The sequence below is a fragment of the Marinobacterium sp. xm-d-530 genome, from assembly GCF_013283365.1.
Classification (GTDB): domain Bacteria; phylum Pseudomonadota; class Gammaproteobacteria; order Pseudomonadales; family Balneatricaceae; genus Marinobacterium_E.
The window spans coordinates 1-26,335 of record NZ_WBYM01000003.1 but is presented as its reverse complement, the minus strand read 5'-3'; the positions used below and the strand labels follow the sequence as shown (position 1 = coordinate 26,335).

At 49.1% G+C, this 26,335-nt stretch carries 22 protein-coding genes and 5 tRNA genes; 23 read left to right on the top strand and 4 right to left on the bottom strand.

The annotated features are described in order from the left end of the window. From birA to fusA, 19 genes are all read left to right on the top strand, one after another. Complete coding sequence (birA, locus tag XMD530_RS05445; RefSeq protein ID WP_173481786.1) at window positions 1-966, top strand: bifunctional biotin--[acetyl-CoA-carboxylase] ligase/biotin operon repressor BirA; 966 nt, start codon at window positions 1-3, stop codon at window positions 964-966. Further along, entirely contained in the window at window positions 956-1,678 is a 723-nt protein-coding gene (locus tag XMD530_RS05440) for a type III pantothenate kinase (RefSeq protein WP_173482537.1), read from the top strand. The genes birA and XMD530_RS05440 overlap by 11 nt, the downstream gene beginning before the upstream one ends. Continuing rightward, a complete protein-coding gene (locus tag XMD530_RS05435; RefSeq protein ID WP_173481788.1) occupies window positions 1,678-2,319 on the top strand; it encodes a hypothetical protein in 642 nt (213 codons plus the stop codon). The genes XMD530_RS05440 and XMD530_RS05435 overlap by 1 nt, the downstream gene beginning before the upstream one ends. 23 nt (window positions 2,320-2,342) lie before the next feature. Then, a tRNA-Thr gene (locus tag XMD530_RS05430) sits at window positions 2,343-2,418 on the top strand. 17 nt (window positions 2,419-2,435) lie between these two features. Then, window positions 2,436-2,519, top strand: a tRNA-Tyr gene (locus XMD530_RS05425). Window positions 2,520-2,536: 17 nt separating this feature from the next. Then, a tRNA-Gly gene (locus XMD530_RS05420) sits at window positions 2,537-2,611 on the top strand. A gap of 13 nt (window positions 2,612-2,624) precedes the next feature. After that, window positions 2,625-2,699: transfer RNA gene (locus XMD530_RS05415), tRNA-Thr, on the top strand. 165 nt (window positions 2,700-2,864) lie between these two features. After that, window positions 2,865-2,940 (top strand) — tRNA-Trp (locus XMD530_RS05410). A gap of 62 nt (window positions 2,941-3,002) precedes the next feature. Further along, window positions 3,003-3,371, top strand: coding sequence for a preprotein translocase subunit SecE (gene secE, locus XMD530_RS05405; protein ID WP_173481789.1), 369 nt, complete (start codon window positions 3,003-3,005; stop codon window positions 3,369-3,371). Window positions 3,372-3,380: 9 nt separating this feature from the next. Beyond that, on the top strand, window positions 3,381-3,923 hold the full coding sequence (gene nusG / locus XMD530_RS05400) for a transcription termination/antitermination protein NusG (RefSeq protein WP_173506867.1): 543 nt from the start codon (window positions 3,381-3,383) through the stop codon (window positions 3,921-3,923). A gap of 95 nt (window positions 3,924-4,018) precedes the next feature. Further along, window positions 4,019-4,453: a 50S ribosomal protein L11 gene (gene rplK, locus XMD530_RS05395; RefSeq protein ID WP_173481791.1), complete on the top strand. Its 435-nt coding sequence runs from the start codon at window positions 4,019-4,021 to the stop codon at window positions 4,451-4,453. Next, entirely contained in the window at window positions 4,453-5,148 is a 696-nt protein-coding gene (gene rplA, locus XMD530_RS05390) for a 50S ribosomal protein L1 (RefSeq protein WP_173481792.1), read from the top strand. Before rplK ends, rplA begins: the two co-directional genes overlap by 1 nt. A 216-nt stretch (window positions 5,149-5,364) precedes the next feature. Next, window positions 5,365-5,859: a 50S ribosomal protein L10 gene (gene rplJ, locus XMD530_RS05385; RefSeq protein WP_173481793.1), complete on the top strand. Its 495-nt coding sequence runs from the start codon at window positions 5,365-5,367 to the stop codon at window positions 5,857-5,859. A 42-nt stretch (window positions 5,860-5,901) separates the two neighbouring features. Beyond that, the gene (gene rplL, locus XMD530_RS05380) at window positions 5,902-6,273 is read left to right on the top strand and encodes a 50S ribosomal protein L7/L12 (protein ID WP_173481794.1); all 372 of its coding nucleotides are present in this window, start codon (window positions 5,902-5,904) and stop codon (window positions 6,271-6,273) included. 178 nt (window positions 6,274-6,451) lie between these two features. Further along, a complete protein-coding gene (rpoB, locus tag XMD530_RS05375) occupies window positions 6,452-10,552 on the top strand; it encodes a DNA-directed RNA polymerase subunit beta (RefSeq protein ID WP_173506255.1) in 4,101 nt (1,366 codons plus the stop codon). Between the two features lie 66 nt (window positions 10,553-10,618). After that, window positions 10,619-14,845 carry a DNA-directed RNA polymerase subunit beta' gene (gene rpoC / locus XMD530_RS05370; protein WP_173481796.1) on the top strand — a complete coding sequence of 1,409 codons (4,227 nt, stop codon included), beginning with the start codon at window positions 10,619-10,621 and terminating at the stop codon, window positions 14,843-14,845. 112 nt (window positions 14,846-14,957) lie between these two features. Further along, entirely contained in the window at window positions 14,958-15,332 is a 375-nt protein-coding gene (gene rpsL, locus XMD530_RS05365; RefSeq protein ID WP_173481797.1) for a 30S ribosomal protein S12, read from the top strand. Between the two features lie 147 nt (window positions 15,333-15,479). After that, window positions 15,480-15,950 (top strand): 30S ribosomal protein S7, encoded by a 471-nt coding sequence (gene rpsG, locus XMD530_RS05360; RefSeq protein WP_173481798.1) that lies wholly within the window; start codon window positions 15,480-15,482, stop codon window positions 15,948-15,950. Window positions 15,951-16,056: 106 nt separating this feature from the next. Continuing rightward, window positions 16,057-18,150 carry an elongation factor G gene (gene fusA / locus XMD530_RS05355; protein ID WP_173481799.1) on the top strand — a complete coding sequence of 698 codons (2,094 nt, stop codon included), beginning with the start codon at window positions 16,057-16,059 and terminating at the stop codon, window positions 18,148-18,150. 48 nt (window positions 18,151-18,198) lie between these two features. Here the strand turns inward: fusA and XMD530_RS05350 are convergent, their stop codons facing one another. After that, window positions 18,199-18,783 (bottom strand): hypothetical protein, encoded by a 585-nt coding sequence (locus XMD530_RS05350; protein WP_173481800.1) that lies wholly within the window; start codon window positions 18,781-18,783, stop codon window positions 18,199-18,201. A 6-nt stretch (window positions 18,784-18,789) separates the two neighbouring features. After that, the gene (hemL, locus tag XMD530_RS05345; protein ID WP_173481801.1) at window positions 18,790-20,073 is read right to left on the bottom strand and encodes a glutamate-1-semialdehyde 2,1-aminomutase; all 1,284 of its coding nucleotides are present in this window, start codon (window positions 20,071-20,073) and stop codon (window positions 18,790-18,792) included. Window positions 20,074-20,253: 180 nt separating this feature from the next. Between hemL and argC the strand changes: the two genes are divergently transcribed. The 3 genes from argC to XMD530_RS05330 all read left to right on the top strand — a co-directional run bounded on the left by argC (window position 20,254) and on the right by XMD530_RS05330 (window position 22,196). Further along, a complete protein-coding gene (gene argC / locus XMD530_RS05340) occupies window positions 20,254-21,288 on the top strand; it encodes an N-acetyl-gamma-glutamyl-phosphate reductase (RefSeq protein ID WP_173481818.1) in 1,035 nt (344 codons plus the stop codon). Between the two features lie 66 nt (window positions 21,289-21,354). Continuing rightward, window positions 21,355-21,693 carry an iron-sulfur cluster insertion protein ErpA gene (erpA, locus tag XMD530_RS05335; protein ID WP_173481802.1) on the top strand — a complete coding sequence of 113 codons (339 nt, stop codon included), beginning with the start codon at window positions 21,355-21,357 and terminating at the stop codon, window positions 21,691-21,693. 62 nt (window positions 21,694-21,755) lie between these two features. Beyond that, a complete protein-coding gene (locus XMD530_RS05330; RefSeq protein ID WP_173481803.1) occupies window positions 21,756-22,196 on the top strand; it encodes a YtoQ family protein in 441 nt (146 codons plus the stop codon). On the opposite strand, the gene XMD530_RS05325 is transcribed toward XMD530_RS05330, so the two are convergent. Continuing rightward, complete coding sequence (locus XMD530_RS05325; protein ID WP_173506866.1) at window positions 22,193-23,278, bottom strand: anhydro-N-acetylmuramic acid kinase; 1,086 nt, start codon at window positions 23,276-23,278, stop codon at window positions 22,193-22,195. The two genes, XMD530_RS05330 and XMD530_RS05325, sit on opposite strands and share 4 nt — an antisense overlap. Before the next feature lies 1 nt (window position 23,279). Then, window positions 23,280-24,653, bottom strand: coding sequence for an OapA family protein (locus tag XMD530_RS05320; RefSeq protein WP_254442858.1), 1,374 nt, complete (start codon window positions 24,651-24,653; stop codon window positions 23,280-23,282). Window positions 24,654-24,858: 205 nt separating this feature from the next. On the opposite strand from XMD530_RS05320, the gene tyrS reads away from it, so the two are divergent. Further along, on the top strand, window positions 24,859-26,154 hold the full coding sequence (tyrS, locus tag XMD530_RS05315; RefSeq protein WP_173481805.1) for a tyrosine--tRNA ligase: 1,296 nt from the start codon (window positions 24,859-24,861) through the stop codon (window positions 26,152-26,154). The last annotated feature ends 181 nt before the right edge of the window (window positions 26,155-26,335 follow it).

Sequence of the window (26,335 nt, the reverse complement as noted above, 5' to 3'; positions counted from 1 at the left end):
GTGCAACGACTGTTATCGCTGCTGGCAGATGGCCAGTATCGCAGTGGTAACAGTCTGGCTGCGATTCTGGACATATCCTCATCCGCACTTCGAAAAGAGTTAGATAAACTCAGTGCTCTGGGAATCGCTATTCAATCATCGAGAGGGCGGGGTTATCGCATCAATGGCGGTCTAGATCTGCTTGATGAACAGTTTATCGCAAATGAGTTGTCCTCTCTTAACTATGACCGCATCGACGTTTTAGATTCGGTCGACTCGACCAATCGTGTTGCGCAAACCCATATGTCTGATGGCTGTCGCAAAGTGTTAGTGGCAGCTGAGTATCAGGGGCAGGGTCGAGGTAGACGCGGACGTCAGTGGGTGAGCCCTTTTGCGGCCAATTTGTATCTTTCACTGGGCTGCCAATTTAAAGGGGGCGCGGCAGCACTCCAAGGTCTAAGTTTGGCGGTTGGGTTGGCTGTTCAGCAGGCATTGAGTTCGCTTGCTGTGACAGGAGTGCAGTTGAAGTGGCCGAATGATCTCCTATTAGAGAAGCGTAAGCTGGGTGGGGTATTGATCGAGCTGGCCGGCGATCTGACGGGTGAGTGTTCTGCTGTGATTGGTGTTGGGATCAATGTGAAGATGCCGGACAGTGTCAATTCGAGCATTGACCAAGAGTGGTCGGATTTGGGCAACTACATGTCAGGTACGCTAACTCGTTCTCAGCTTTTGATTGAGATTGTCCGATCATTAACTCAACTGTTAAATGAGTTTGAAACAAAAGGTTTCTCGGCATACGCTCAGCAGTGGCAGGCGGTCCATGCATTCCAAGATTATCCTGTTAGGCTCTTAATGGGTCACGCTGAAGTGGAGGGTATTTGCCGAGGTGTGGATGCGCAGGGTGAGGTGCTAGTGGAGGTTGAGGGTAAGCTAAACCGTTACTCTGCTGGTGAGATTAGTTTACGAGGAGTTAACAGTGCGTCTTGAACTGGATATAGGCAACAGTCGAGTTAAGTGGCGCCTGGTATCAGATCGGGTTGAACGCGAGGGTGTGACCAGACTGGTTGATCCTCAATGGCCTGATGCATCGGTGGATGCTCTTTGGATTAGCTCAGTTGCGGCGTCAGAGGTTAATGAAAGGCTCTCCTCGGAACTGGAACAGCGCTATGGCTGTACTCCAGAGTTTGCTCGTGTTTCGAAAGAGTGCGCGGGTGTGCGCTGTGGATATGAGGAGGTCTCTCGATTAGGTGTCGACCGTTGGTTGGTTTTGTTGGCTGCTTTTCAGAGAGGGAAGGGAGTGCCCGCGATACTGGTTGATGCCGGCAGTGCGGTGACCATCGATCTATTGACGGCAAATGGGCAGCATACAGGTGGATTTATCACCCCAGGTTACCAAATGCTGCAGAGTGCGCTGCTGGGGCAAACGGCAAACATCCGTTTTGAGCAAGAGGCTAGTGCTCAACCCTTTGGTGGAGTCGATACTGCTAGCTGTGTTTCATCAGGTGCGGAGTTAGTATTTGCCGGTCTGGCTCACTCTATTATGGCTCTAAGAGCAGATTTCAATGAGCAGGCGAGTGTTCTGTTAACCGGTGGTGATGCTCTTAAGCTTTTTGAATATATTAAGTCAGAACCTAGGGTTGAGTGTCTGCCAAACCTGGTGTTAGATGGATTGAGTTTGGCGGAGAGGGTGACACTTTAATGTTACGTTGGTTGGTGTTGTTAGTGCTTTTAGGGAATGCGCTGCTGTTTTTGTGGTACGCGCAAGAGTACCGATTTGCAGACACCGTCAGGCAGCCAGACATCAGGCCTGCCGCGCTTCGACTTCCCAATGAACTTGATGCAAGCGAGCAGTTAGTATTGCGTCCAAGGGAGTGTGGTTATTTTCAGCCTTTAGAGAGTGACTATGAGGCAGAGAGGTTGCTTATTCAGCTTGAAGGCTATGGAGTAGATCTCGCTTACGAAAAGATTCCTCCTGTTGCGCAAGGTTGGAAAGTTGAATTGCCCCTGCCAGCAGATGCCGATCGTCGTGTTGCCTTGCTCGATCAGCTGGCGTCACTGGGTTGGGTTCCCGAGAGTCGCGATGGTGCACTAGTGATGGGCGTCTATCCTGATGATGCTGCCGTCGATGAGTTGCGAAAGCAGTTCCCAGATGATTTACAGAGCAAGTTGCGTAAAAAGGTTAACACCATTCAAAGTGATGCTTTTCGTGTGACTGTAAGCTACCTACAAGGGTTTGAATTTGATCAAGAATTGATCGAAATGGTCGCGACACAGTGGCCTGGCGCTCAATTTGAAAAAAAACCCTGCGAAGGGGTTGCAACGCTGAAACCTGATCAGTAAGATACGCCCCACTTCATTGCTGAGCCGGTATAGCTCAGTTGGTAGAGCAACTGACTTGTAATCAGTAGGTCCCGAGTTCGACTCTTGGTGCCGGCACCATTTCAGCAATAAGTACTGGTGGGATTCCCGAGTGGCCAAAGGGATCGGATTGTAAATCCGACGCGAAAGCTTCGATGGTTCGAATCCATCTCCCACCACCATTTCGATAGCTCCTTCGGCGGGTATGGTATAGTGGCTATTACCTCAGCCTTCCAAGCTGAAGAGGCGGGTTCGATTCCCGCTACCCGCTCCAATCGACGATATTCGCTCATGTAGCTCAGGGGTAGAGCACACCCTTGGTAAGGGTGAGGTCGGCGGTTCAAATCCGCCCATGAGCTCCATGACATATGTAAGGTAGATTAATTGTCTGCCTTTTTTTACGTCTTGGAGTAGGTGTCAGAGCGTTTTGAAGTGGGTTTTCAATACCGCATAGGCTGCTGAATTTCTTGGTTTTATCAGTTGAAACTGAGATTTTAGGCGGGTATAATGCGCGTCCCTTGTTGTATAGGGTAGTGGCTCAATTGGCAGAGCAGCGGTCTCCAAAACCGCAGGTTGGGGGTTCGAGTCCCTCCTACCCTGCCACCTTTTACAGGTGGTTTATATGCAGCAAATCTAGCTTAAGTGTTTGATTAGTAGAGGTTCTGGTGAACTCAAAAGTTTCTGACGACGTGTCTAAATTTGACAGCCTGAAGTGGCTTGTTGTTATTGCGATCGTTGCTGTTGGTGTGGTCGGTAACTCCGTCTACGCTAACGAGTCACTGCTCTATCGTGTGCTTGCGTTAGTTGCGCTCGCAATTGTAGCTGGCTTTGTTGCACTTCAAACGGCAAAAGGTAAAGCGTTCTTCCGTCTATTCAAAGAGGCGAAGAATGAGATTCGCAAAGTGGTATGGCCAACTCGTCAAGAGACGTTGCAGACGACCTTGATCGTTGTTGTGGCTGTATTGATTGTTGGTCTTTTGCTTTGGGGTCTGGACTCGCTACTCGGCTGGGTAGTGTCTGGCTTTATTGGTTAAGAGGTTTCTATGAGTTCAGAAAAGATGCGCTGGTACGTTGTTCACGCTTACTCTGGTTATGAGAAGCGTGTTCAGGCTGGTCTGCTAGAAGCGATCGAGCGTCACGGTATGGGAGATCTGTTTGGCGATATCCTTGTGCCAACAGAAGAGGTTGTAGAGATCCGTGATGGTAAGAAGCGTAAGTCTGAGCGCAAGTTCTACCCAGGTTATGTGCTCGTTAACATGGTTATGAACGACGAAACTTGGCACATGGTTAAGAGTACGCCACGTGTTCTAGGTTTCATAGGTGGTACGGCAGATAAGCCTGCACCAATTACTCAGCGTGAAGCTGATGAGATTCTACGTCGTGTAGAGAGTGGTGTTGATAAGCCACGTCCTAAGACGATGTTTGAAGCGGGTGAGATGGTGCGTGTTAATGATGGCCCATTCGCTGACTTCAATGGTGTTGTTGAAGAGGTTGATTACGAGAAGTCACGTCTGAAAGTGGCTGTATTGATCTTCGGTCGCTCAACACCGGTTGAACTTGAGTTCCGTCAGGTCGAAAAAGTTTAACGAAGGTTTTTAACGAACTGAGTGGCTGAAAGGCTGCTCGGTTTTTGTTGTGTAAAGGGGAGCCGAGAGGCGCTTGTACCCAAAGGAGTAGCTCAATGGCTAAGAAGATAGAAGCCTACATTAAGTTGCAGGTTAAAGCAGGTCAGGCGAACCCAAGTCCGCCAGTAGGTCCTGCGCTAGGTCAACACGGTGTGAACATCATGGAGTTCTGTAAAGCGTTCAACGCACAGACTCAATCGATGGAACCTGGTATGCCAATTCCAGTGGTTATCACTGTATACGCTGATCGTAGCTTTACGTTCATCACTAAGACTCCACCAGCTTCAATCCTATTGAAGAAAGCGGTTGGTCTTAAATCTGGTTCATCTCGTCCAAACACTGAGAAAGTGGGTACTGTTACTCGCGCTCAGCTTGAAGAGATTGCAACAATTAAAATGGCTGACCTTACTGCTGCGGACATGGATGCAGCGGTACGTACGATTGCAGGTTCTGCACGTCGCATGGGTCTAGTTGTGGAGGGTGATGAGTAATGGCTAAGTTGACTAAACGTCAAAAGGCGATCGCTGAAAAAGTAGAAGCGGGTAAATTGTACGCTGCTGCTGATGCTGCTCAGATTCTTTCAGAAGTTTCTGCTGTTAAATTCGCTGAGTCTGTAGATGTTGCGATCAACCTAGGTGTTGATCCGAAGAAATCTGACCAGGTTGTACGTGGTTCAAGTGTTCTTCCAAACGGTACAGGTAAAGAAGTTCGTGTTGCTGTATTTGCTCAAGGCGAAAACGCTGAGAAAGCAAAAGAAGCGGGCGCGGACGTTGTTGGTTTTGAAGATCTTGCTGAGTCAGTTAAAGCTGGCAACCTAGACTTCGACGTAGTAATTGCAAGCCCAGACGCTATGCGCGTTGTTGGTGCGCTAGGTACAGTGCTTGGTCCACGTGGCCTAATGCCAAACCCTAAGGTTGGTACTGTAACTCCAGATGTTGCTGGTGCAGTTAAGAATGCTAAATCTGGTCAGGTACGTTTCCGTACTGATAAGAACGGCATCATTCACGCGTCAGTTGGTAAAGTAGGCTTCGAGCCAAACCAAATCGCTGAAAACGTAGCGGCTCTACTTGCTGAGCTTAAGAAACTTAAGCCAGCGTCTGCTAAAGGCGTCTACGTTAAGAAAGTAACCCTGTCTACCACTATGGGACCGGGTCTACAGGTGGATGTTGCGTCACTAGACGCTTAATCCTCCAGCAAAGGTATTTGAGGGTCTTCAGACCTGTCTGACAGAGACGAAGACCGTCAAAGACCGCAGGTGATGCTATTGATTCTTCAGTGGCATCTTAATGGGCCAACCAGCCTGCGCAGACGGTGAGATTCCTCGGAATCATTTTAGCCGTACTCATGCCTCGCGTAAGCGGGGTGGTTGGTAAATATGTCGAAAGACAACCAGGAGTAAATTGTGGCAATAGGACTTGAACAGAAAAAAGCGATCGTCGCTGAGGTTCAGGAAGCTGCTGGCTCTGCATTGTCTGCTGTCGTTGCGGATTCCCGCGGCGTTGAAGTAGGCGATATGACTGCACTGCGTAAGCAGGCACGTGAAGCGGGTGTATGGCTTAAAGTCGTACGTAACACGCTAGCACGTCGTGCAGTAGAGGGTACAGCTTATGAATGTCTAGCGGACTCGTTCGTAGGTCCAACTATCATTGCTTTCTCTCAAGAGCACCCAGGCGCTGGCGCCCGTATCTTGAAAGACTTTGCAAAAGGCAATGACAAGTTTGAGCTGAAAACAGCTGCCTTCGAAGGCGAGATCGTTGATATCGCAATGCTAGCAAGCCTACCGACATACGACGAAGCACTAGCGAAGCTAATGAGCTGCATGAAAGAAGCAGCTGCTGGCAAGCTCGTACGTGCTATCGATGCGGTACGCGTTCAGAAAGAAGAGCAAGCAGCTTAATTGGCTGGTTGCTAAGTAACCGATTTAATAAAGGAATTAATCATGTCTCTGTCTAAAGACGATATCCTAAATGCAATTGCTGAAATGTCAGTAATGGACGTTGTTGAACTAGTTTCTGCAATGGAAGAAAAATTCGGCGTATCTGCTGCAGCTGCAGTAGTTGCTGGTCCTGCTGGCGATGCTGGCGGTGCTGCAGAAGAGAAGACTGACTTCGACGTTGTTCTAGCTTCTGCTGGCGATAAGAAAGTAAACGTAATCAAGGTAGTTCGTGCAGTAACTGGCCTTGGTCTTAAAGAAGCGAAAGAGATGGTTGACGGTGCACCTTCAACTGTTAAAGAAGGCGCTTCTAAAGAAGAAGCTGAGCAGATCAAAGCTGATCTTGAAGCAGCTGGCGCTTCTGTCGAGCTTAAGTAATAACTTGAGCTTGCTGCGCATTAAGCAGCTCTACGCTGCTTAAAAAGCGTATGGCTGGTGGCAAAAATGCCACCGGCCTTTTTCCGTTATTAGTAGATAGACTTTTTAACGGAACGAATTGCTCGATAATTTATCGAGTTTGGTTTCTCAACCTAGATGCACATGCTGGGGAACACTGATGGCTTATTCATACACTGAGAAGAAACGTATCCGAAAGGATTTCAGTAAACTCGGTCAGGTAATGGAACTACCTTACCTGCTCGCGACACAGCTGGATTCATATCGTAAGTTTCTAGAGGCGGGCGCTACTTCTGAAGGTCGCACCGAAGAGGGGCTTCATGCCGCATTCAATTCTGTATTCCCAATCGTTTCTTACTCTGGAAACGCTGCTTTGGAATACGCTGGTTATCGCCTAGGTGAGCCTGTCTTTGACGTAAAAGAGTGTCAGCAGCGTGGTATCACCTACGCAGCGCCACTTCGCGTTAAAGTGCGTCTGGTGATCTACGATCGCGATTCGTCTACGAAAGCGGTTAAAGACATTAAAGAGCAAGAAGTTTACATGGGCGAAATGCCGCTCATGACTGAGAATGGTACCTTTGTTGTCAATGGTACTGAGCGCGTAATCGTATCGCAGCTCCACCGTTCACCTGGTGTATTCTTCGATCACGACAAGGGTAAAACACACTCATCGGGCAAATTGCTTTACTCTGCTCGAATCATTCCTTACCGTGGTTCTTGGCTCGACTTCGAGTTTGATCCAAAAGACTCTCTATTTGTTCGTATCGACCGTCGCCGTAAACTGCCTGCGACTATCTTGATGCGCGCGCTTGGTTTCCAAGCAGAAGAGATTCTAGATATCTTCTTTGACACGACTGGCTGGAATCTATCGAAAGATAAGATTCAGATGGATCTTATTCCTGAGCGCCTACGTGGTGAAACAATGAGCTTCGAGATCCTTACACCTAAAGGTGATGTGATTGTTGAAGCGGGTCGCCGTATCACTCCGCGCCACATCCGTCAGATGCAGAAAGAGGGTATGACTCAACTAGAGACTCCTGCAGAGTACCTAGTGGGCAAAGCTCTAGCTAAAGATATCGTTGATCCTGCTACAGGTGAAGTACTGCTTCCTTGTAACACCGAGCTGACTGAAGAGGCGGTAGCTAAGCTTCAAGAAGCTAAGATCGAACGTTTCGAAACGCTTTACACTAACGAATTGGATTGTGGTCCATTCGTTTCTGACACTCTTCGTATTGACCCGACTCGTAACCAGCTAGAAGCATTGGTAGAGATCTACCGCATGATGCGTCCTGGTGAGCCACCAACGAAAGAGTCAGCAGAATCACTATTTGAAAATCTATTCTTCTCTGAAGAGCGCTACGATCTTTCTGCGGTAGGTCGTATGAAGTTCAACCGCCGTCTTGGTCGTGAAGAGGAGACAGGTTCAGGCATTCTGTCTAAAGATGACATCCTAGATGTTATGAAGACACTGATCGAGATCCGTAACGGTAAAGGCGTTGTTGACGATATCGACCACCTTGGTAACCGTCGTATCCGTTCAGTTGGTGAGATGGCTGAGAACCAATTCCGTGTCGGTCTTGTTCGTGTAGAGCGTGCTGTACGTGAGCGCCTAAGCATGGCTGAATCAGACAACCTGATGCCTCAGGATCTGATCAACGCTAAGCCAGTTGCAGCTGCCATTAAAGAGTTCTTTGGCTCGTCGCAGCTGTCACAGTTCATGGACCAGAACAACCCGCTTTCCGAAGTAACTCACAAGCGTCGTGTCTCTGCACTAGGCCCAGGTGGTCTAACGCGTGAGCGCGCGGGCTTCGAGGTTCGTGACGTACACCCAACTCACTACGGTCGTGTATGTCCTATCGAGACTCCTGAAGGTCCAAACATCGGTCTGATCAACTCGTTAGCTGTGTTTGCTCGTACAAACAACTACGGCTTCCTAGAGACTCCTTACCGTCGCGTTGTTGATGGTCAGGTAACAGACGACATCGATTACCTATCAGCTATCGAAGAGTCTAACTTCGTTATCGCACAGGCTTCGGCAACGGTGGATGCGAAGAACAAACTGACTGATGAGCTGGTCACTGTTCGTCACTTGAACGAAACAACCGTAATGCCTAAAGAGCGCGTACAGTACATGGACGTTTCACCACGTCAGGTTGTATCGGTTGCGGCAGCTCTTATCCCGTTCCTTGAACACGATGATGCGAACCGTGCATTGATGGGATCGAACATGCAACGTCAGGCTGTTCCAACACTGAAGGCTGATAAGCCGCTTGTTGGTACCGGTATCGAGCGCAACATCGCTCGTGACTCTGGCGTCTGTGTGGTTGCTAAGCGTGGCGGTGTTATTGAATCAGTTGACGCAAGCCGTGTGGTTGTTCGCGTTAACGATGACGAAATTACTGCAGGCGATGCAGGTGTAGATATCTACAACCTAACTAAGTACGTGCGTTCGAACCAGAACACATGTATCAACCAGCGTGCGATCGTTAACCTAGGTGAGCAGGTATCACGTGGTGATATCCTAGCCGATGGTCCATCGGTTGACCTTGGTGAGCTAGCCCTTGGCCAGAACATGCGTATCGCGTTCATGCCTTGGAACGGTTTCAACTTCGAGGACTCGATCCTAATCTCTGAGCGTGTTGTTCAAGAAGATCGTTTCACTACGATCCACATTCAAGAGCTAACCTGTGTCTCTCGTGATACTAAGCTAGGCTCTGAAGAGATTACTGCGGATATCCCGAATGTTGGTGAATCTGCACTCGCTAAACTAGACGAATCAGGCATCGTGCACATTGGTGCTGAAGTAGGTCCTGGTGACATTCTAGTAGGTAAAGTAACGCCTAAAGGCGAAACTCAATTGACTCCTGAAGAGAAGCTACTGCGTGCGATCTTCGGTGAGAAAGCGTCTGATGTTAAAGACACTTCTCTACGTGTTAAGACAGGTACTGTTGGTAAGGTTATCGACGTTCAGGTCTTCACTCGTGACGGTGTTGAAAAAGATGAGCGTGCAATCGCTATCGAGCAAGCTGAACTTGCAAGCATCCGTAAAGACCTTGATGACGAGTTCCGCATTGTTGAAGTAGCAACTTTCGAGCGTCTTGAGCGCACACTAGTTGGCCTTAAAGCTGACGGTGGTGCTGGTCTTAAGAAGGGTCAAGAGATCACGTCTGAATTCCTTGCTGATCTTAAACACGATGAGTGGTTCAAGATTCGCGTATCTGACAGTGCAGCTGCAGAGATGCTTGAAGCGGCTAAGAAGCAGCTTGAAGAGCGTCGTGAAATGCTGGATAAGCGCTTCGAAGATAAGAAGAGCAAGCTTCAGACAGGTGATGATCTAGCGCCTGGCGTACTTAAGATTGTTAAGGTTTACGTAGCAACTAAGCGTCGCGTACAGCCTGGTGACAAGATGGCAGGTCGTCACGGTAACAAGGGTGTTATCTCAGTTATCATGCCTGTCGAAGATATGCCTTACGATGAGAACGGTGAGCCAGTTGATGTGGTTCTTAACCCACTGGGTGTACCGTCTCGTATGAACGTAGGTCAGATCCTTGAGACTCACATGGGTGCTGCAGCGAAAGGTCTTGGTCGTAAGATCAACACCATGCTGGAAGTTGAGCGTAAGAAGGCTGAAAAAGTTAAGGAAGTTCGTGAATTCCTTGAAGCCGTCTACAACGCACAGCACAGCGGCCTAGAGTGTGCTCGTAAAGAAGATCTTAAGTCATTCAGCGATGACGAGATCTTGGCTCTGGCTGAAAACCTCAAAGCGGGTGTTCCACTAGCGACTCCAGTCTTTGATGGTGCTAAAGAATCTGAAATCAAAGCGCTGCTGCGTCTTGCAGACATGAATGACAGTGGACAGGTGGATCTGTTCGATGGTCGCACAGGCGACAAGTTCGACCGTCCAGTGACTGTTGGCTACATGTACATGCTGAAACTTAACCACTTGGTTGATGACAAGATGCACGCACGTTCAACCGGCTCTTACAGCCTTGTTACTCAGCAGCCGCTGGGTGGTAAAGCTCAGTTCGGTGGTCAGCGCTTCGGTGAGATGGAGGTTTGGGCACTGGAAGCGTACGGCGCAGCTTACACGCTTCAAGAGATGCTCACAGTCAAATCCGATGACGTGAATGGTCGTACGAAGATGTATAAGAACATCGTCGATGGCGACCACAGCATGGATCCAGGCATGCCTGAATCATTTAACGTGCTGATCAAAGAGATCCGTTCTCTCGGTATCGATATCGAGCTAGAGAACGAGTAAGGGCCTAATTGAACATCGGGCTGTATGCCAAGTGCTGCAGCCCCCTCCCGTGAGGAGCTATAGATAATGAAAGATTTACTTAATCTGTTGAAGACTCAAAGTCAGAGCGACGAGTTCGATTCGATCCGTATCTCTCTGGCTTCACCAGACATGATTCGTTCATGGTCTTATGGTGAGGTTAAAAAACCTGAGACGATTAACTACCGTACATTCAAACCAGAGCGTGACGGTCTGTTCTGTGCCAAGATTTTCGGCCCTGTAAAGGATTACGAATGTCTATGTGGTAAGTACAAGCGCATGAAGCACCGTGGTGTTATCTGTGAGAAGTGTGGCGTTGAAGTGACCATGACTAAAGTGCGTCGTGAGCGCATGGGTCACATCGAGCTAGCCTCTCCAGTTGCACACATCTGGTTCCTTAAGTCACTACCGTCTCGTATCGGCTTGATGCTAGATATGACCCTTCGTGACATCGAGCGCGTTCTCTACTTCGAATCATTTGTTGTGATCGATGAAGGCATGACGACGCTTCAGCGCGGTCAGCTAATGAACGACGAGCAGTACTTTGAAGCACTGGAAGAGTTCGGTGATGACTTTGACGCTCGTATGGGTGCTGAAGCGATCGGCGAACTTCTAAAGTCGATCGATCTAGAAGCTGAGATCTCAGTTCTTCGTGAAGAGATTCCTGCGACTAACTCAGAAACTAAGCTTAAGAAGATGTCTAAGCGTCTTAAGCTACTTGAAGCGTTCTACAAGTCTGGTAACAACCCAGAGTGGATGATCCTAAAAGTTCTTCCAGTTCTACCACCAGATCTACGTCCACTAGTACCACTGGACGGTGGTCGTTTCGCAACCTCTGATCTTAACGATCTATACCGTCGTGTGATCAACCGTAACAACCGTTTGAAGCGTCTTCTAGACCTTAACGCTCCAGATATCATCGTACGTAACGAAAAACGTATGTTGCAGGAATCTGTCGATGCGTTGCTTGATAACGGTCGTCGTGGTCGTGCCATCACTGGCTCTAACAAGCGTCCTCTGAAGTCGCTTGCTGACATGATCAAAGGTAAGCAGGGTCGTTTCCGTCAGAACCTTCTAGGTAAGCGTGTTGACTACTCTGGTCGTTCTGTAATCGTGGTTGGCCCATCACTGCGTCTTCACCAGTGTGGTCTTCCTAAGAAGATGGCTCTTGAGTTATTCAAGCCATTTATCTTCTCTAAGCTAGAGCTTCGTGGTTACGCAACTACGATTAAAGCCGCTAAGAAGATGGTTGAGCGTGAAGAGCCGCTTGTATGGGATATCCTTGATGAGGTTATCCGTGAGCATCCAGTTCTTCTAAACCGTGCACCGACACTTCACCGTCTTGGTATCCAGGCATTTGAGCCTGTTTTGATCGAAGGTAAAGCGATCCAGCTACACCCACTTGTGTGTGCTGCGTATAACGCCGACTTCGACGGTGACCAGATGGCGGTACACGTACCGTTGACGATCGAGGCGCAGCTTGAAGCTCGTGCTTTGATGATGTCTACCAACAACATTCTTTCGCCATCAAATGGTGAGCCGATCATCGTTCCTTCACAGGACGTGGTATTGGGTCTGTACTACATGACTCGTGAGCGCATCAATGCGCAGGGCGAAGGCATGGCATTCTCTGATATCAAAGAGGTTCAGCGTGCGTATGGTGCTAAACAGGTTCACCTACAGGCTCGCGTGAAGGTTCGTATCAACGAAACGATCCGCGACATCGAAGGTAACGAAGAGTCTCGCACTGCAATCGTTGATACGACAGTGGGTCGTGCAATGCTGTTTGATATCGTTCCAACGGGTCTTCCGTTCGAACTGATCAACCAGGCGATGAAGAAGAAAGCGATCTCGCGTCTTCTTAACGAGGCGTACCGTCGTTGTGGTCTGAAGGATACGGTTATCTTTGCTGACCAGCTAATGTACATGGGCTTCCGTCAAGCAGCGCTTTCAGGTGCATCGATCGGTGTTAACGATTTCGTTATCCCAGATGAGAAAGTGAACATTGTTGCTGAAGCCGACACTGAAGTGAAAGAGATCGAGCGTCAGTTCGCAGACGGTCTTGTTACTCAGGGTGAGAAATATAACAAGGTTGTCGATATCTGGTCTCGTGCAAACGAATTGCTTGCTAAGAAGATGATGGACAACCTGAAGTCTGACACAGTGATCAACGCTGAAGGCGAGCAGGAAGAGCAAGAGTCTTTCAACTCTGTCTACATGATGGCCGACTCAGGCGCACGTGGTAGTGCGGCTCAGATTCGTCAGCTAGCAGGTATGCGTGGTCTGATGGCTAAGCCAGATGGCTCGATCATCGAGACACCGATCACGGCTAACTTCCGTGAAGGACTAAACGTACTTCAGTACTTCATCTCGACTCACGGTGCTCGTAAGGGTCTAGCCGATACGGCACTTAAGACTGCGAACTCGGGTTACCTAACTCGTCGTCTAGTAGACGTTGCTCAGGATGTGGTTATCACAGAGCAAGATTGTGGCACTGAAGAGGGTCTAGTGATCCAGGCGCTAATCGAAGGCGGCGACGTAGTTGTTGGTCTAGGTGAGCGTGTTCTTGGTCGTGTTATTGCACAAGACGTTCTTGATCCACAGGGTAAAGATGTATTGATCCCTGCGGGTACATTGATGGATGAAGCTTGGGTAGCACGTCTAGATAATGACGATACTTACAGCTCGATCGATGAAGTGATCGTTCGTTCTGCTATTACCTGTGAATCACACCACGGTATCTGTTCAAGCTGTTACGGTCGTGACCTAGGTCGCGGTCACAAGGTTAACATCGGTGAAGCTGTCGGCGTTATCGCTGCACAGTCAATCGGTGAGCCGGGTACACAGCTTACCATGCGTACCTTCCACATCGGTGGTGCGGCATCACGAGCAGCTGCTGTCGATAACATCCAGGTTAAGAACGGCGGTGAAATTCGTCTACACAACCTTAAAACCGTTGAGCGTGCAGATGGCAACCTAGTCGCTTCTTCACGATCTGGTGAGATCGGTGTAACCGATGAGCACGGTCGTGAGCGCGAGCGTTACAAAGTACCTTACGGTGCAGTGATCAAAGCGAAAGATGGCGACACTGTCGAAGCAGGCGCAATCATTGCTAACTGGGATCCGCACACTCACCCAATCGTAACCGAGGTTGCGGGTCGCATTCAGTTTGCTGGTCTTGAAGACGGCATCACTGTTAAGCGCCAAGCGGATGAGCTAACAGGTCTAACTACGATCGAAGTATTGGATATCAAAGACCGCCCACAGGCAGGTAAAGATATCCGTCCAATGATCAAGCTTGTTGATGCCAAGGGTGAAGACGTTCTTCACGCTGGTACAGCAATGCCTGCACAGTACATGCTGCCACCTAATGCGATCTTGAACCTTCAAGATGGTGCAGATGTGGGTGTTGGTGACGTCCTAGCACGTCTACCACAAGAGGGTACTGTCAACAAAGATATCACCGGTGGTCTTCCACGCGTAGCGGATCTATTCGAAGCGCGTAAACCAAAAGAAGCGGCTGTGCTTGCTGAGATTTCAGGTACTGTCAGCTTTGGTAAAGAGACCAAAGGTAAGCGTCGTATTGTGATCACTCCAACTGATGGTGCGGATCCAATCGAAGTGATGATTCAGAAGTGGCGCTCGCTTAACGTCTTCGAAGGTGAGACAGTTGAGAAGGGTGAGGTGATCTCAGATGGTCCATCAAGTGCACACGATATCCTGCACGTATTGGGCGTAGAAGAGCTAGCTAAATACATCGTTTCTGAGATCCAAGACGTTTACCGTCTACAGGGTGTAGGCATCAACGACAAGCACATCGAAGTGATTGTGCGTCAGATGCTTCGCAAGGTAGAGATCCTAGATAGCGGTGATTCTGAATTCATTCAGGGTGAACAGGCTGAATTCGTAGATGTGACAATCGCAAACGAAAAATTGGTTGCTGAAGGTAAGCAGCCAGCTAAGTTTGAACGTGTGCTTCTAGGTATTACTAAAGCCTCTCTGGCAACAGAGTCGTTCATCTCTGCAGCGTCGTTCCAGGAGACAACTCGTGTCCTAACGGAAGGTGCAGTAACCGGCAAGAAAGATTACTTGCGCGGTCTGAAAGAGAACGTGGTTGTGGGTCGTCTGATCCCAGCCGGTACTGGTCTTGCATACCACAGCGAACGCAAACGCAAACGTATGCAGGATACAGAATCTAGCGTCACTGTAAGTGCTGAAGAAGTACAAGCAGCTTTGACTGAAGCATTGAACGCTTCAGTGGAAGATTCTGAATAATTTCAGAAGACGTTGACGAGAAGGGGTGGAATTGATTAAAATTTCGCCCCCTGAATGACTAGGGCTTCGGTCCTAGTCTTTTTGTTGTTTAACTAAACGTGGAGTTTGCTTAATGGCAACTATCAACCAGCTGGTGCGCAAACCACGTAAACGCGTTGTAGAGAAGTCTGATGTTCGTGCATTAGAAGCTTGTCCTCAACGTCGTGGCGTATGTACCCGCGTTTACACTACTACACCTAAGAAACCGAACTCAGCACTACGTAAAGTTTGTCGTGTTCGTCTTACTAACGGTTTCGAAGTTTCTTCATACATCGGTGGTGAAGGTCACAACCTACAGGAGCACAGTGTTGTTCTTATCCGTGGTGGCCGTGTTAAAGACCTACCTGGTGTACGTTACCACACTGTACGTGGTGCGCTTGACTGTGCGGGCGTTAACGACCGTAAACAGGGCCGCTCTAAGTACGGTGCTAAGCGTCCTAAGTCTTAAGTTCGTCTACTCTCTATGAGAGTCGGCGAAGCTGTTAAGCAGGACCTAGTCCGCGCTGGTAGCTAGACCGAGACGATAAGAGTAAGGGCAGGCTTAATTGCCTGAGTAACCTGAAGACCTTTTAAACGATTTATTGAGGGCTTATCCATGCCAAGAAGACGCGTCGCTGCAAAGCGCGAAATTCTACCGGATCCTAAATTCGGAAACATCACACTGGCTAAATTCATCAACCACTTGATGATTAGCGGTAAAAAATCTGTAGCAGAGAGCATCGTTTACGGCGCTCTAGCGAAAGTTGAAGAGCGTACTAAAGCAGATCCTTTGGAACTGTTTGATAAAGCGTTGGAAACTGTTCAGCCTATGGTCGAAGTTAAGTCTCGCCGCGTTGGTGGTGCAACTTATCAAGTACCTGTTGAAGTTCGTCCATCACGTCGTATGGCGCTTGCAATGCGTTGGCTGGTTGACGCATCGCGTAAGCGTGGCGAAAAAGACATGTCTCTTCGTCTAGCGGGCGAGCTACTAGACGCGGCTGAAGGCCGTGGCGCTGCGGTTAAGAAACGTGAAGACGTTCACCGCATGGCTGACGCTAACAAAGCGTTCGCACACTTCCGCTTCTAAGCGTTTTTATCTGGCGAAATGGTGTTATCATTTCGCCAGCTTTAAATTCGCTTTTTTAAAGCCTTCGTTTATGACGAGGGCTTTTTACGTTTCAGGAGTTTGATCAATGGCTCGTACTACCCCAATTAATCGTTACCGTAACATTGGTATCTGTGCTCACGTAGATGCTGGTAAAACGACAACAACCGAACGCGTTCTGTTCTACACAGGCATGTCACACAAGATCGGTGAAGTGCACGATGGCGCTGCAACCATGGACTGGATGGAGCAAGAGCAGGAGCGTGGTATCACCATTACCTCGGCTGCGACAACCTGTTTCTGGAAAGGGATGAATCAGCAGTTCGATGAGCACCGCGTTAACATCATTGATACTCCTGGGCACGTTGACTTTACCATTGAGGTAGAGCGTTCACTGCGTGTACTGGATGGTGCCGTTGTTGTGCTCTGTGCCTCTTCGGGTGTTCAGCCGCAGACTGAAACGGTATGGCGTCAAGCAAACAAGTACGAAGTACCTCGTATGGTGTTTGTGAACAAGATGGACCGTGCCGGTGCAGATTTCTACATGGTGGTTGATCAGCTTAAACAGCGCCTGGGTGCTGTACCAGTACCTATTAATATTCCGATTGGTGCTGAAGATGAATTCAAAGGCGTCGTTGACCTGATCAGCATGAAAGCGATCATGTGGAACGAAGCCGATCAAGGTATGACCTATGATCTAGAAGAGATTCCAGCTGATCTACAGGACCGTGCCGAAGAGCTTCGTGAAGAGCTGCTAGAAGCGGCGGCCGAAGCCAATGAAGAGTTGATGGATAAGTACCTTGAAGAGGGTGAGCTATCTATTGATGAGATTAAAGCGGGTCTGCGTCAGCGTACTCTGAATAACGAGATTGTTTTGATGCTAGCCGGTTCTGCGTTCAAGAACAAAGGCGTTCAAGCAGTACTCGATGCGGTTATTGAGTACCTACCATCGCCGACTGAGGTCAAAGCGATCGAAGGTACATTGGATGATGCTGCTGAGACCGTTGAAACGCGTGAAGCGGATGACAACGCGCCGTTCGCATCACTGGCATTCAAGATCGCTACCGATCCCTTTGTGGGAACCTTGACGTTCGTTCGTGTCTACTCAGGTGTGTTGGTATCTGGTGACAGCGTTTATAACTCGGTTAAGCAGAAGAAAGAGCGCATCGGTCGTATGGTGCAGATGCACGCTAACAGCCGTGAAGAGATTAAAGAGGTTCGTGCAGGCGACATCGCTGCGATGATCGGTCTTAAAGATGTGACCACAGGTGATACGCTGTGTGATGCTGACAAGAAGATCGTTCTAGAGCGTATGGAGTTCCCTGAGCCAGTGATCTCGGTTGCGGTTGAGCCTAAATCACAAGCGGATCAAGAGAAGATGGGCTTGGCACTGGGCAAATTGGCGCAGGAGGATCCATCCTTCCGCGTTGAGACCGATCAAGAGACAGGCCAGACCATTATTTCGGGTATGGGAGAGCTTCACCTAGACATCATCGTTGACCGTATGAAACGTGAGTTCAAGGTTGAAGCGAACATCGGTAAGCCTCAGGTGGCTTACCGTGAGAAGATCCGCAGCAGTGTTGTTGCAAACCACAAGTTTGCCCGCCAGTCAGGTGGTCGTGGTCAGTATGGTCACGTTGTCGTTGAGTTCTCGCCAAGTGATGACGAAGGGTTGGAGTTCATCAATGAGATCGTCGGTGGTGCGATTCCAAAAGAGTACATTCCTGCGATCGAGAAAGGTATCTCTGAGCAGATGAAGAACGGTGTTCTTGCGGGCTACCCATTGATCGGTCTGAAAGCGCGTCTTTACGACGGCTCTTTCCACGATGTCGACTCTAATGAGATGGCCTTCAAGATCGCCGCATCACAAGCACTTAAAAAGTACGCTATGGAAGCTGATCCTTGTCTTCTAGAGCCGATGATGAAAGTGGAAGTCGTGACACCTGAAGAGTACATGGGTGACGTGATGGGTGACCTTAACCGCCGTCGTGGTCTGGTTCAGGGTATGGAAGATACGACATCAGGCAAGGTGATTCGTGCTGCAGTGCCACTGGGTGAGATGTTCGGTTATGCGACCGATCTTCGTTCAGCATCCCAGGGTCGTGCGACCTACTCAATGGAGTTTGAAAACTACGCAGAAGCGCCGAAAAACATCCTTGATGGCATGTTGAACCGCTACTAATTGATATCAGTGATTAAAAAGCAGAGCCGGTTTACCGCCTCTGCTTTTTTATGCCTGTGAAGCTTTGGCCTTCAATCCTTTGGAGGCAAACAGAAGCGTCAAACTAAGGGCTAAGTAGAGTAGTAGATCAGAGGTGTTGGCTTTCCAGCTGAAAATAGCGATTGCCAGTAGAAGTGCAGCACTCAAAAACGAAGCACGTTGGGATCTGATTTTGCTAAGAAAGGCAGCTGCTCCTAATGCACCTATTAGAACAATAGCCAACACCATAGCGTAACCTGCTCCGGCATCCATTCTACGGCAGAGCTCAAACAGGGCAATCAGTGCCAGTAGGTAACGCCCCCAGGTTTGCATGGTGAAGCTGCGCTGAACCGCACGTGCCAGCAGTGCGCTAGCCATCATAGGGGCCCCTGCATAGAGGGCCAAATTGTTCAGTATCCGAAGCAGTGTCGAACTGTCCATGGAGTCACTGGTCAGGGTGAAGCTGCCAATGAGTGCAATGATCATGCTCAGCAGTGAGAGTCGAGTGACTTTGATCTCACTGCTGCTATCGAGGTCATCTTGCGTCCCTCTGAAGAGGTAGAGCGTGCTAGCTATGGCTGCTAGCAACAGGAGTATTTGCCCCAACAGAGTCATCGCAGATTACCCCAGTTTCGCAAAGGCGCGGTCAGCCGCTGCAATGGTTGCGTCTAGGTCAGCCTCTGTATGAGCGGCGGAAAGGAAGCCCGCTTCATACGCTGAAGGTGCCAGATAGACTCCTTCGTCGAGCATGTGGTGGAAGAACTTTCCGAACGCTTCAACATCACAGGCGGTTGCATCACTAAACCCAGTGATGTTCTCACGATCGGTGAAGAACAGACCAAACATACCACCTACTGCGGTCGTGGTCACAGAGATGCCGTTTTTAGCCGCTACTGCCTTCAACCCTTCGGTGAGGTATTCTGTCTTCGCGCTTAACTCTTCGTACAAGCCTTCACGCTCCATCGCGGTTAGCATAGCAAGGCCGGCACGCATGGCTAGAGGGTTGCCTGATAGGGTGCCCGCTTGGTAAACAGGGCCCAGTGGCGCGATCTGATGCATGATCTCCAGTTTGCCACCAAAGGCGCCAACGGGCATGCCGCCGCCAATGATCTTGCCTAGAGTGGTAAGATCAGGTGTGACACCATAAAGCTCTTGTGCACCGCCGCGCGCTACGCGGAAGCCACTCATCACCTCGTCAAAGATCAAAACGGTTTCGTATTCATCACAGATGGCACGCAAGCCTTCCAAGAATCCTTCTACTGGAGGGATACAGTTCATGTTGCCAGCGACTGGCTCAACGATGATGCACGCAATCTCTTTACCCACTTCAGCGAAGGCCTGTTTGACACTCTCTAGGTTATTAAACTGCAGTGTGATGGTGTGCTCCGCCAGTGCAGCAGGCACTCCAGGTGAGTTTGGTTCGCCCAGTGTCAGTGCTCCTGAGCCCGCTTTGACCAGCAGTGAATCGGAATGACCGTGGTAGCAGCCTTCAAATTTAACGATCTTATCGCGACCGGTGTAACCTCGCGCTAATCGGATGGCACTCATGGTCGCTTCAGTACCCGAGCTGGTCATGCGAACCATCTCCATTGAGGGTACAAGCTCACAAATTTTGTCTGCCATCTCTGTTTCGATTGCTGTTGGTGCACCGAAAGAGATGCCGTGGTTTAGGGCATCACGCACCGCATCGATCACAGGAGGGTAGTTGTGGCCAAACAGCATAGGGCCCCAAGAGCCGATGTAGTCGATGTACTGTTTGTCATCTTCGTCGAAGATGTAAGCGCCTTCGGCACGTTTAACAAAGACCGGTGTGCCACCGACACCTTTGAACGCACGAACGGGCGAGTTAACACCGCCTGGGATGTGTTTCTGGGCGGCTTCAAATAACTGTTCTGACTTAGACATCAACTTAACCTCGGTAAACATTTTTGACCATTATCCACAGCCAGCAAGGGAGTGTCAGTAGTACGCCTGAACAAATCCCTTGGATCGTGAATCTGGAGTTGGAAATCACTGTGGCGTATTATACAGCACCTGAATTCTTAAGACTCAGTCAGTATGGCTAACATGGAGCGTGGAACTATCGTGATTAAAGTAGGTATTGTGGGTGGCACGGGTTATACCGGCGTTGAACTGCTTAGACTGTTGGCCAACCATTCAGAAGTCTCTGTCGAGGTGATTACCTCCCGCTCTGAAGAGGGTATGCCAGTTGCTGATATGTTCCCCAATCTTCGTGGTCATTACGATCTAGAGTTTACCGTGCCAGATGTTGACCGCTTGGCCGCCTGTGATGTTGTCTTCTTTGCAACGCCGCACGGTGTTGCCATGTCGATGGCGCCGGCGTTAGTTGACCGTGGTGTGCGCGTGATCGATCTGGGTGCTGACTTCCGAATCAAGGATGTACCGCTTTGGGAGAAGTGGTACAAGCTGGACCACAGCTGCCCAGACCTGGTTGAGAAAGCGGTCTACGGTTTACCTGAGTTGAATCGGGAGCAGATTAAAGATGCGCAGTTAATTGCTTGTGCTGGCTGTTACCCCACCGCGACTCAGCTGGGCTTTTTGCCGCTGCTAGAAGCGGGTTTGGTTGATACACGCCGTTTGATTGCCGACTGTAAGTCGGGTGTATCCGGTGCCGGTCGTGGCGCCAGTGTTGGTACATTGCTGTGTGAGTCGAGCGAGAGTTTTAAAGCCTATGGTGTGCCTGGCCACCGCCACCTCCCTGAAATTCGCCAAGGACTCACTTGGGCGGCGGGTAAGCCGGTCGGTTTAACCTTTGTACCTCATTTGACGCCGATGATTCGTGGTATTCACGCGACGCTCTACTCTACGTTGAAAGACCCTGTTGATTCGGGTCTGCAAGAGCTCTTTGAAGCACGTTATGCCAACGAGCCTTTTGTCGATGTGTTGCCTGCAGGTTCTCACCCTGAGACTCGCAGTGTAAAAGGGTCTAACTTCTGTCGTATCAGCGTTCACCGTCCACAAGATGATGATACGGTCGTGGTTCTCTCAGTCATCGATAACTTAGTGAAAGGTGCTTCTGGTCAGGCAATTCAGATCATGAACATTATGTTTGGCCTAAAAGAGAATGCAGGCCTCACTAACGTAGCGTTGATGCCATAATTCTTGACTGTTTTACTTGGTTTTGTGAGAATTCACCCATTCCAATGAATTTTGAGGTGTGTATTCATGTCCGCTGATGCCGATATGATCTTTACTGACTCTGCTGCAAATAAGGTACGTACTCTGATTGAAGAGGAGCAGAACGATAACCTAAAGTTGCGCGTCTTCATTACTGGTGGTGGCTGTGCAGGTTTTTCGTACGGCTTCACTTTCGATGAGTCTGTGGCTGAAGATGATACTGTGGTTGAGAATGCGGGAGTGACCATGGTGGTTGATCCGATGAGCTTTCAATATCTTGTGGGTGCAGAGGTGGATTACAAAGAGGGTCTACAGGGTTCCCAGTTCGTGATCAACAATCCTAATGCAACAACGACCTGTGGTTGTGGTTCATCTTTCTCAATTTAAATGAATGCTATAGGCCAGCGGCTCCTAGCAAGAGTGGCTGGCTTTTTTATTAGGGGGCTATCATGAGTTACAAAGTGTATATGTCGGGTGAAATTCATACCGATTGGCGTGATGTGATTCGCCAAGGTACTGAAGCATTGGGTCTGGATATTACCTATTTGGCTCCGGTCACTGATCACCCTGCCAGTGATGCTGCCGGCGACCACTTGGGAGAGCAGTCAGATAATTTCTGGCGTGATCACCAGTCATCCAAAGTGAACCTAATTAGAACCAAAGGGATGATCGAACAAGCTGATCTGGTTGTGATTCGTTTTGGTGACAAGTATAAGCAGTGGAATGCTGCATTCGATGCAGGCTACTGTGCTGCTTTGGGTAAGCCTTACATTACTCTGCATGCAGAAGATTTGATTCACCCACTTAAAGAGGTTGATGCTCAATCTCTAGCCTGGGCCAAGACGAATGAGCAGGTAGTGGAGACGTTGCGCTACGTCCTTCAGCCTTAAGCGGGAAAGAGCGCGCCAAGGCGACGCTCACCGAAGGCGCCTGTCACAGCTGGGATATTCCCAGCTTTTTTGTTTTTAAAAGCCCAAGCTAGCCAAGCAAAGGCAGCGGCTTCCATGGCATCGGCTGACCAGCCTAATAGGTCGCTGGATATAATGGTGAAGTCAGGTAGGTGTGCTGTTAGGCGTTCAATCAAATGATCGTTTCGCGCGCCTCCGCCACATAGAATCAGTTGACAGTGGGTCAGCTTGGCCTGTTTTAGAGCGTCAGCAATGGTCACTGCGGTTAGCTCTGTCAGCGTCGCTTGAACATCTTCAGGCGGTAGCTGATCAAAGTCTGCGAGTTTATGATTGAGCCACTCTAGATTGAAAGTTTCCCGACCGGTGCTTTTTGGGGCGGCTCGATGGAAATAGGGCTCGTCTAATAGAGCGTCAAGCAAGGGTTGGTTTATATCACCGCTCGCCGCCCATGCACCCTCTGCATCAAAGTGAACCCCCTTATGTTGGTAGATCCACTGATCGATCAGTGTGTTGGCAGGTCCGGTATCAAAACCTTGAATATCTCCGTTTGATGTAAACAGAGAGAGGTTGGCAATGCCGCCAAGGTTCAAAAGGGCAAAGGGTCGGCGCATCTTCTCGGTTAGAAAATGATGGAAGGCAGGTACCAAAGGCGCTCCTTCACCACCTGCTGCAAGGTCGCGTCGTCTGAAGTCGGCAATGACATCGATTCCGGTCATCTCGGCCAGAATATGAGGGTTACCTGCCTGCAGAGTGCAGCCTTCGTCTGGTCTATGTCGTAGGGTCTGACCGTGGTAGCCAATAGCGTTGACCTCTTTAGGATCAATGCGGTGATCATGCAGAAAGATCAGAATGGCTTCCGCAGCGAAAGTGGCCAGGTCCCTATCTAGGATCATCATCTGATCAATCGATTGGGGCTGGCTAGTCATAAAGGGAAGGATGCGCTGTTTAAGTTCGTCAGAGAATTCGAAACAGCGAGAGTGCAGTAGTTGATACTCAGGTTCGAAGTAGCAAAGAGCGATGTCGAGCCCATCTAAGCTGGTGCCGGACATGAGGCCCAGAAACATTTTACTCTGCTGCACGACTCTCACTGGCAATCAGTTGCTCAATAGCCTTCTGCTGAAGTGAAGCAATCATATCGTTAGCCACTTTATTGAAGTTGGCACGCTCTTTCTTAGCAATCGGTTGTGCGGCAGGAAGTTTCACCGTCTGTGGGTTCTTATGGACCCCCGCAACTCGGAACTCATAGTGCAGGTGGGGGCCGGTTGCAGTGCCGCTCATACCTACGTAGCCAATGGTCTGGCCTTGCTTAACGCGTGAACCCTTTTTAACCTTGCTGTTGTATTTGCTCATGTGGCCATAGAGCGTAGTGATGTTGCCACCGTGTTGGATAATGACCGTACGACCGTATCCGCCTTTTGTACCGCGCCAAATAACTTTGCCATCCCCGGCTGCCTTGATGGGTGTGCCTGTTTTAGCAGCGTAATCAGTTCCTCGGTGAGGACGTTTTACGCCAAGCACTGGATGGTAGCGCTCGCGTGTGAAGCCTGAGCTGATTCGGCGGAAGTCGACAGGGGAGCGTAGGAAAGCTTTACGCATACTGCGGCCTTCCGGAGTGAAGTAGTTTACGTCACCGTTGGAGTCTTCATAGCGAACGGCGGCGAAAGTATCACCGTTATTGGTGAACTCCGCGGCAAGAATGTCGCCATCGCCAATTCTTTTTCCATCTAAATACTTCTCTTCAAACAGCACTCTAAACTGGTCGCCTTTGCGAATATCCAGAGCAAAATCGATGTCCCAGCCAAATACCTCGGCCAGTTTCATGGTGATGTTCTCAGATAGACCGGCGCTTTTGGCTGCAAGGTAGAGCGAGCTGGAGATCTCTCCAGTGACGAACCGCTGGCGCATCTCGGGTTCAAGTACTAGGGTCTCTTGCTGATAACCCGTATCCGTCAGCGAAAACTCAACTGACTCTAACAGGCTCTTTTCAATGCGCAGTGTGATGAGTTGGTTATCTTCAATGTGAAGACTGAGCGTCTGGCCAGGACGGAGCGCATTGAAGTGCTTGGTTTTTTTATCAGCCTGGGCAATCTTATGAACATCTTTAGCACCTAGGCCGGCACGCTTGAAGATTTTGCTTAGGTTGTCACCGCTTTTGACTTTAAAGCGTTGCCACTCAATAGCGGGTGGCTGTTCTGCCACTTCAGTGGTGGCTGAGGTTTGCTCATTGTGTTCTATAAGGGTTGAAGAGGTGGTTTCAGCCACCGGTAGTTGTGCTTCTGGAAGGGCTTTGGGTGAGATAAGTTCGATCTGAGATCGAGTGGCTTCTACCTCCGATGAAGGAAGTATCGAGAGCATCAAGGCGATAAACGACAGAGACCCAACAACGGCAAGGTGCATCTTAGGAAATCGCTTCGCTTTTCTGAAAATATTTTTAGCCAAACCTACAGCCAGATATTAGTTGAAACAGAGTGTTTGTCCCTTAGACAGTTAATTGTATAAAAGTTCCATCTAGATTCCGATAGATAAAGCGATTTAGCGATGATTTTAATCAAATGGATCCCTTATCAAATTTGTCTAACAGATGATCAATCGGTAGAATCTCGCCTCTCAAATTAAGACCGCAAACATCGGATTGAAACAAACCATGGCAAATATCAATTTAATCGCTGAACTTCAGTCGCGTGGACTTGTCGCGCAAATGAGTAGTGAAGATGAGTTAATGGAACACCTAGAGAAGGGTTCTGTAACGCTCTATTGTGGTTTCGATCCGACGGCAGATAGTCTGCACATTGGTAGCCTAGTGCCGCTGTTAACATTGCGTCGTTTTCAAGAGTATGGCCATAAGCCTTTGGCTCTTGTGGGTGGAGCAACCGGTTTGATCGGTGATCCGAGCTTTAAAGCACAGGAGCGAAAGTTAAACGATGATTCAACGGTTGCTGGTTGGGTGGATAAACTCAAAGCACAAGTGAGTCAGTTCATCAGCTTTGATAACGGCGATAACAGTGCCGAGGTTGTAAATAACCTCGACTGGACTCGAGGCATGGATGTACTGACCTTCCTGCGCGATGTGGGCAAGCACTTCTCTGTAAACTCGATGATTGCAAAAGAGTCTGTAAAACAGCGTATTGATCGTGAGGGATCTGGTATCTCTTTTACAGAGTTTACCTACATGATTCTTCAGTCTTTTGACTTCCAGCAGCTTAATAAGTCGCACGGTTGTACTTTACAGATCGGTGGTTCTGATCAGTGGGGCAACATTACTGGTGGTATCGAACTATCACGCCGTATGAATGGCAACCAGGTGTTCGGTATTACGCTGCCACTGGTAACCAAGTCAGATGGAACAAAATTTGGTAAAACCGAGTCAGGTACTATCTGGTTAGATGCGACTAAAACATCGCCCTACGCCTTCTACCAATTCTGGATGTCGACGGCTGATGCAGATGTTTACAAGTTCCTTCGTTACTTCACTTTCTTAGATGTTGAGAGAATTGCTGACATTGAAGAGGAAGATAAAGCAGCGACTGGTCGTCCTCAAGCGCAAGCGATTCTCGCGGAAGAGGTGACACGCTTGGTGCATGGTAATGATGCAGTAGAAGCGGCTAAGCGAATTACAGAGTCACTCTTCTCAGGTGATATTAGTCAGTTAAGTGAAGCTGACTTTGAGCAGCTTAAGCAAGATGGTCTTCCGGCGACACAGGTTCCAACGGATCTTTCGGATACACCGTTGACGACACTGTTGGTTGATGCGGGTATGGCGAATTCCGGTAAGCAGATCAAAGATGCACTGCAGCGTGACGCTGTCATCGTAAATGATCGTGCCTGTGGTATGGCCGATAATATGTCAGGCAACGAAATTTTCAGCTCTGAAGCAGGCCTATTTGGTAAATATTTCCTAGTCAAACTGGGTAAAAAGAAACACCACCTGTTTTATTTGTAAAAAAGTTAGTTTTTTTACAAAAAAGGGGTTGAATAAAAATCGGGTGTCGGTAATATACGCACCTCGCTTGAGACGAGTACTCAAGCAGCCACCAAGAGATCGGTGGCACGCTCTTTAACAATTAATCAGGTAATGCGTGTGGGCGCTTGTTGAGGTTGAGCACAAAAGCTTAACAAGACAA

Excerpts from the sequence above, each read along its gene's own strand:
- XMD530_RS05435 (WP_173481788.1), top strand. The coding sequence starts at position 1,678 with ATGTTACGTTGGTTGGTGTTGTTAGTGCTTTTAGGGAATGCGCTGCTG.
- nusG (WP_173506867.1), top strand. The coding sequence starts at position 3,381 with ATGAGTTCAGAAAAGATGCGCTGGTACGTTGTTCACGCTTACTCTGGT.
- rplK (WP_173481791.1), top strand. The coding sequence starts at position 4,019 with ATGGCTAAGAAGATAGAAGCCTACATTAAGTTGCAGGTTAAAGCAGGT.
- rplA (WP_173481792.1), top strand. The coding sequence starts at position 4,453 with ATGGCTAAGTTGACTAAACGTCAAAAGGCGATCGCTGAAAAAGTAGAA.
- rplL (WP_173481794.1), top strand. The coding sequence starts at position 5,902 with ATGTCTCTGTCTAAAGACGATATCCTAAATGCAATTGCTGAAATGTCA.
- rpoB (WP_173506255.1), top strand. The coding sequence starts at position 6,452 with ATGGCTTATTCATACACTGAGAAGAAACGTATCCGAAAGGATTTCAGT.
- rpoC (WP_173481796.1), top strand. The coding sequence starts at position 10,619 with ATGAAAGATTTACTTAATCTGTTGAAGACTCAAAGTCAGAGCGACGAG.
- rpsL (WP_173481797.1), top strand. The coding sequence starts at position 14,958 with ATGGCAACTATCAACCAGCTGGTGCGCAAACCACGTAAACGCGTTGTA.
- rpsG (WP_173481798.1), top strand. The coding sequence starts at position 15,480 with ATGCCAAGAAGACGCGTCGCTGCAAAGCGCGAAATTCTACCGGATCCT.
- fusA (WP_173481799.1), top strand. The coding sequence starts at position 16,057 with ATGGCTCGTACTACCCCAATTAATCGTTACCGTAACATTGGTATCTGT.
- XMD530_RS05350 (WP_173481800.1), bottom strand. The coding sequence starts at position 18,783 with ATGACTCTGTTGGGGCAAATACTCCTGTTGCTAGCAGCCATAGCTAGC.
- hemL (WP_173481801.1), bottom strand. The coding sequence starts at position 20,073 with ATGTCTAAGTCAGAACAGTTATTTGAAGCCGCCCAGAAACACATCCCA.
- erpA (WP_173481802.1), top strand. The coding sequence starts at position 21,355 with ATGTCCGCTGATGCCGATATGATCTTTACTGACTCTGCTGCAAATAAG.
- XMD530_RS05330 (WP_173481803.1), top strand. The coding sequence starts at position 21,756 with ATGAGTTACAAAGTGTATATGTCGGGTGAAATTCATACCGATTGGCGT.
- XMD530_RS05325 (WP_173506866.1), bottom strand. The coding sequence starts at position 23,278 with ATGTTTCTGGGCCTCATGTCCGGCACCAGCTTAGATGGGCTCGACATC.
- tyrS (WP_173481805.1), top strand. The coding sequence starts at position 24,859 with ATGGCAAATATCAATTTAATCGCTGAACTTCAGTCGCGTGGACTTGTC.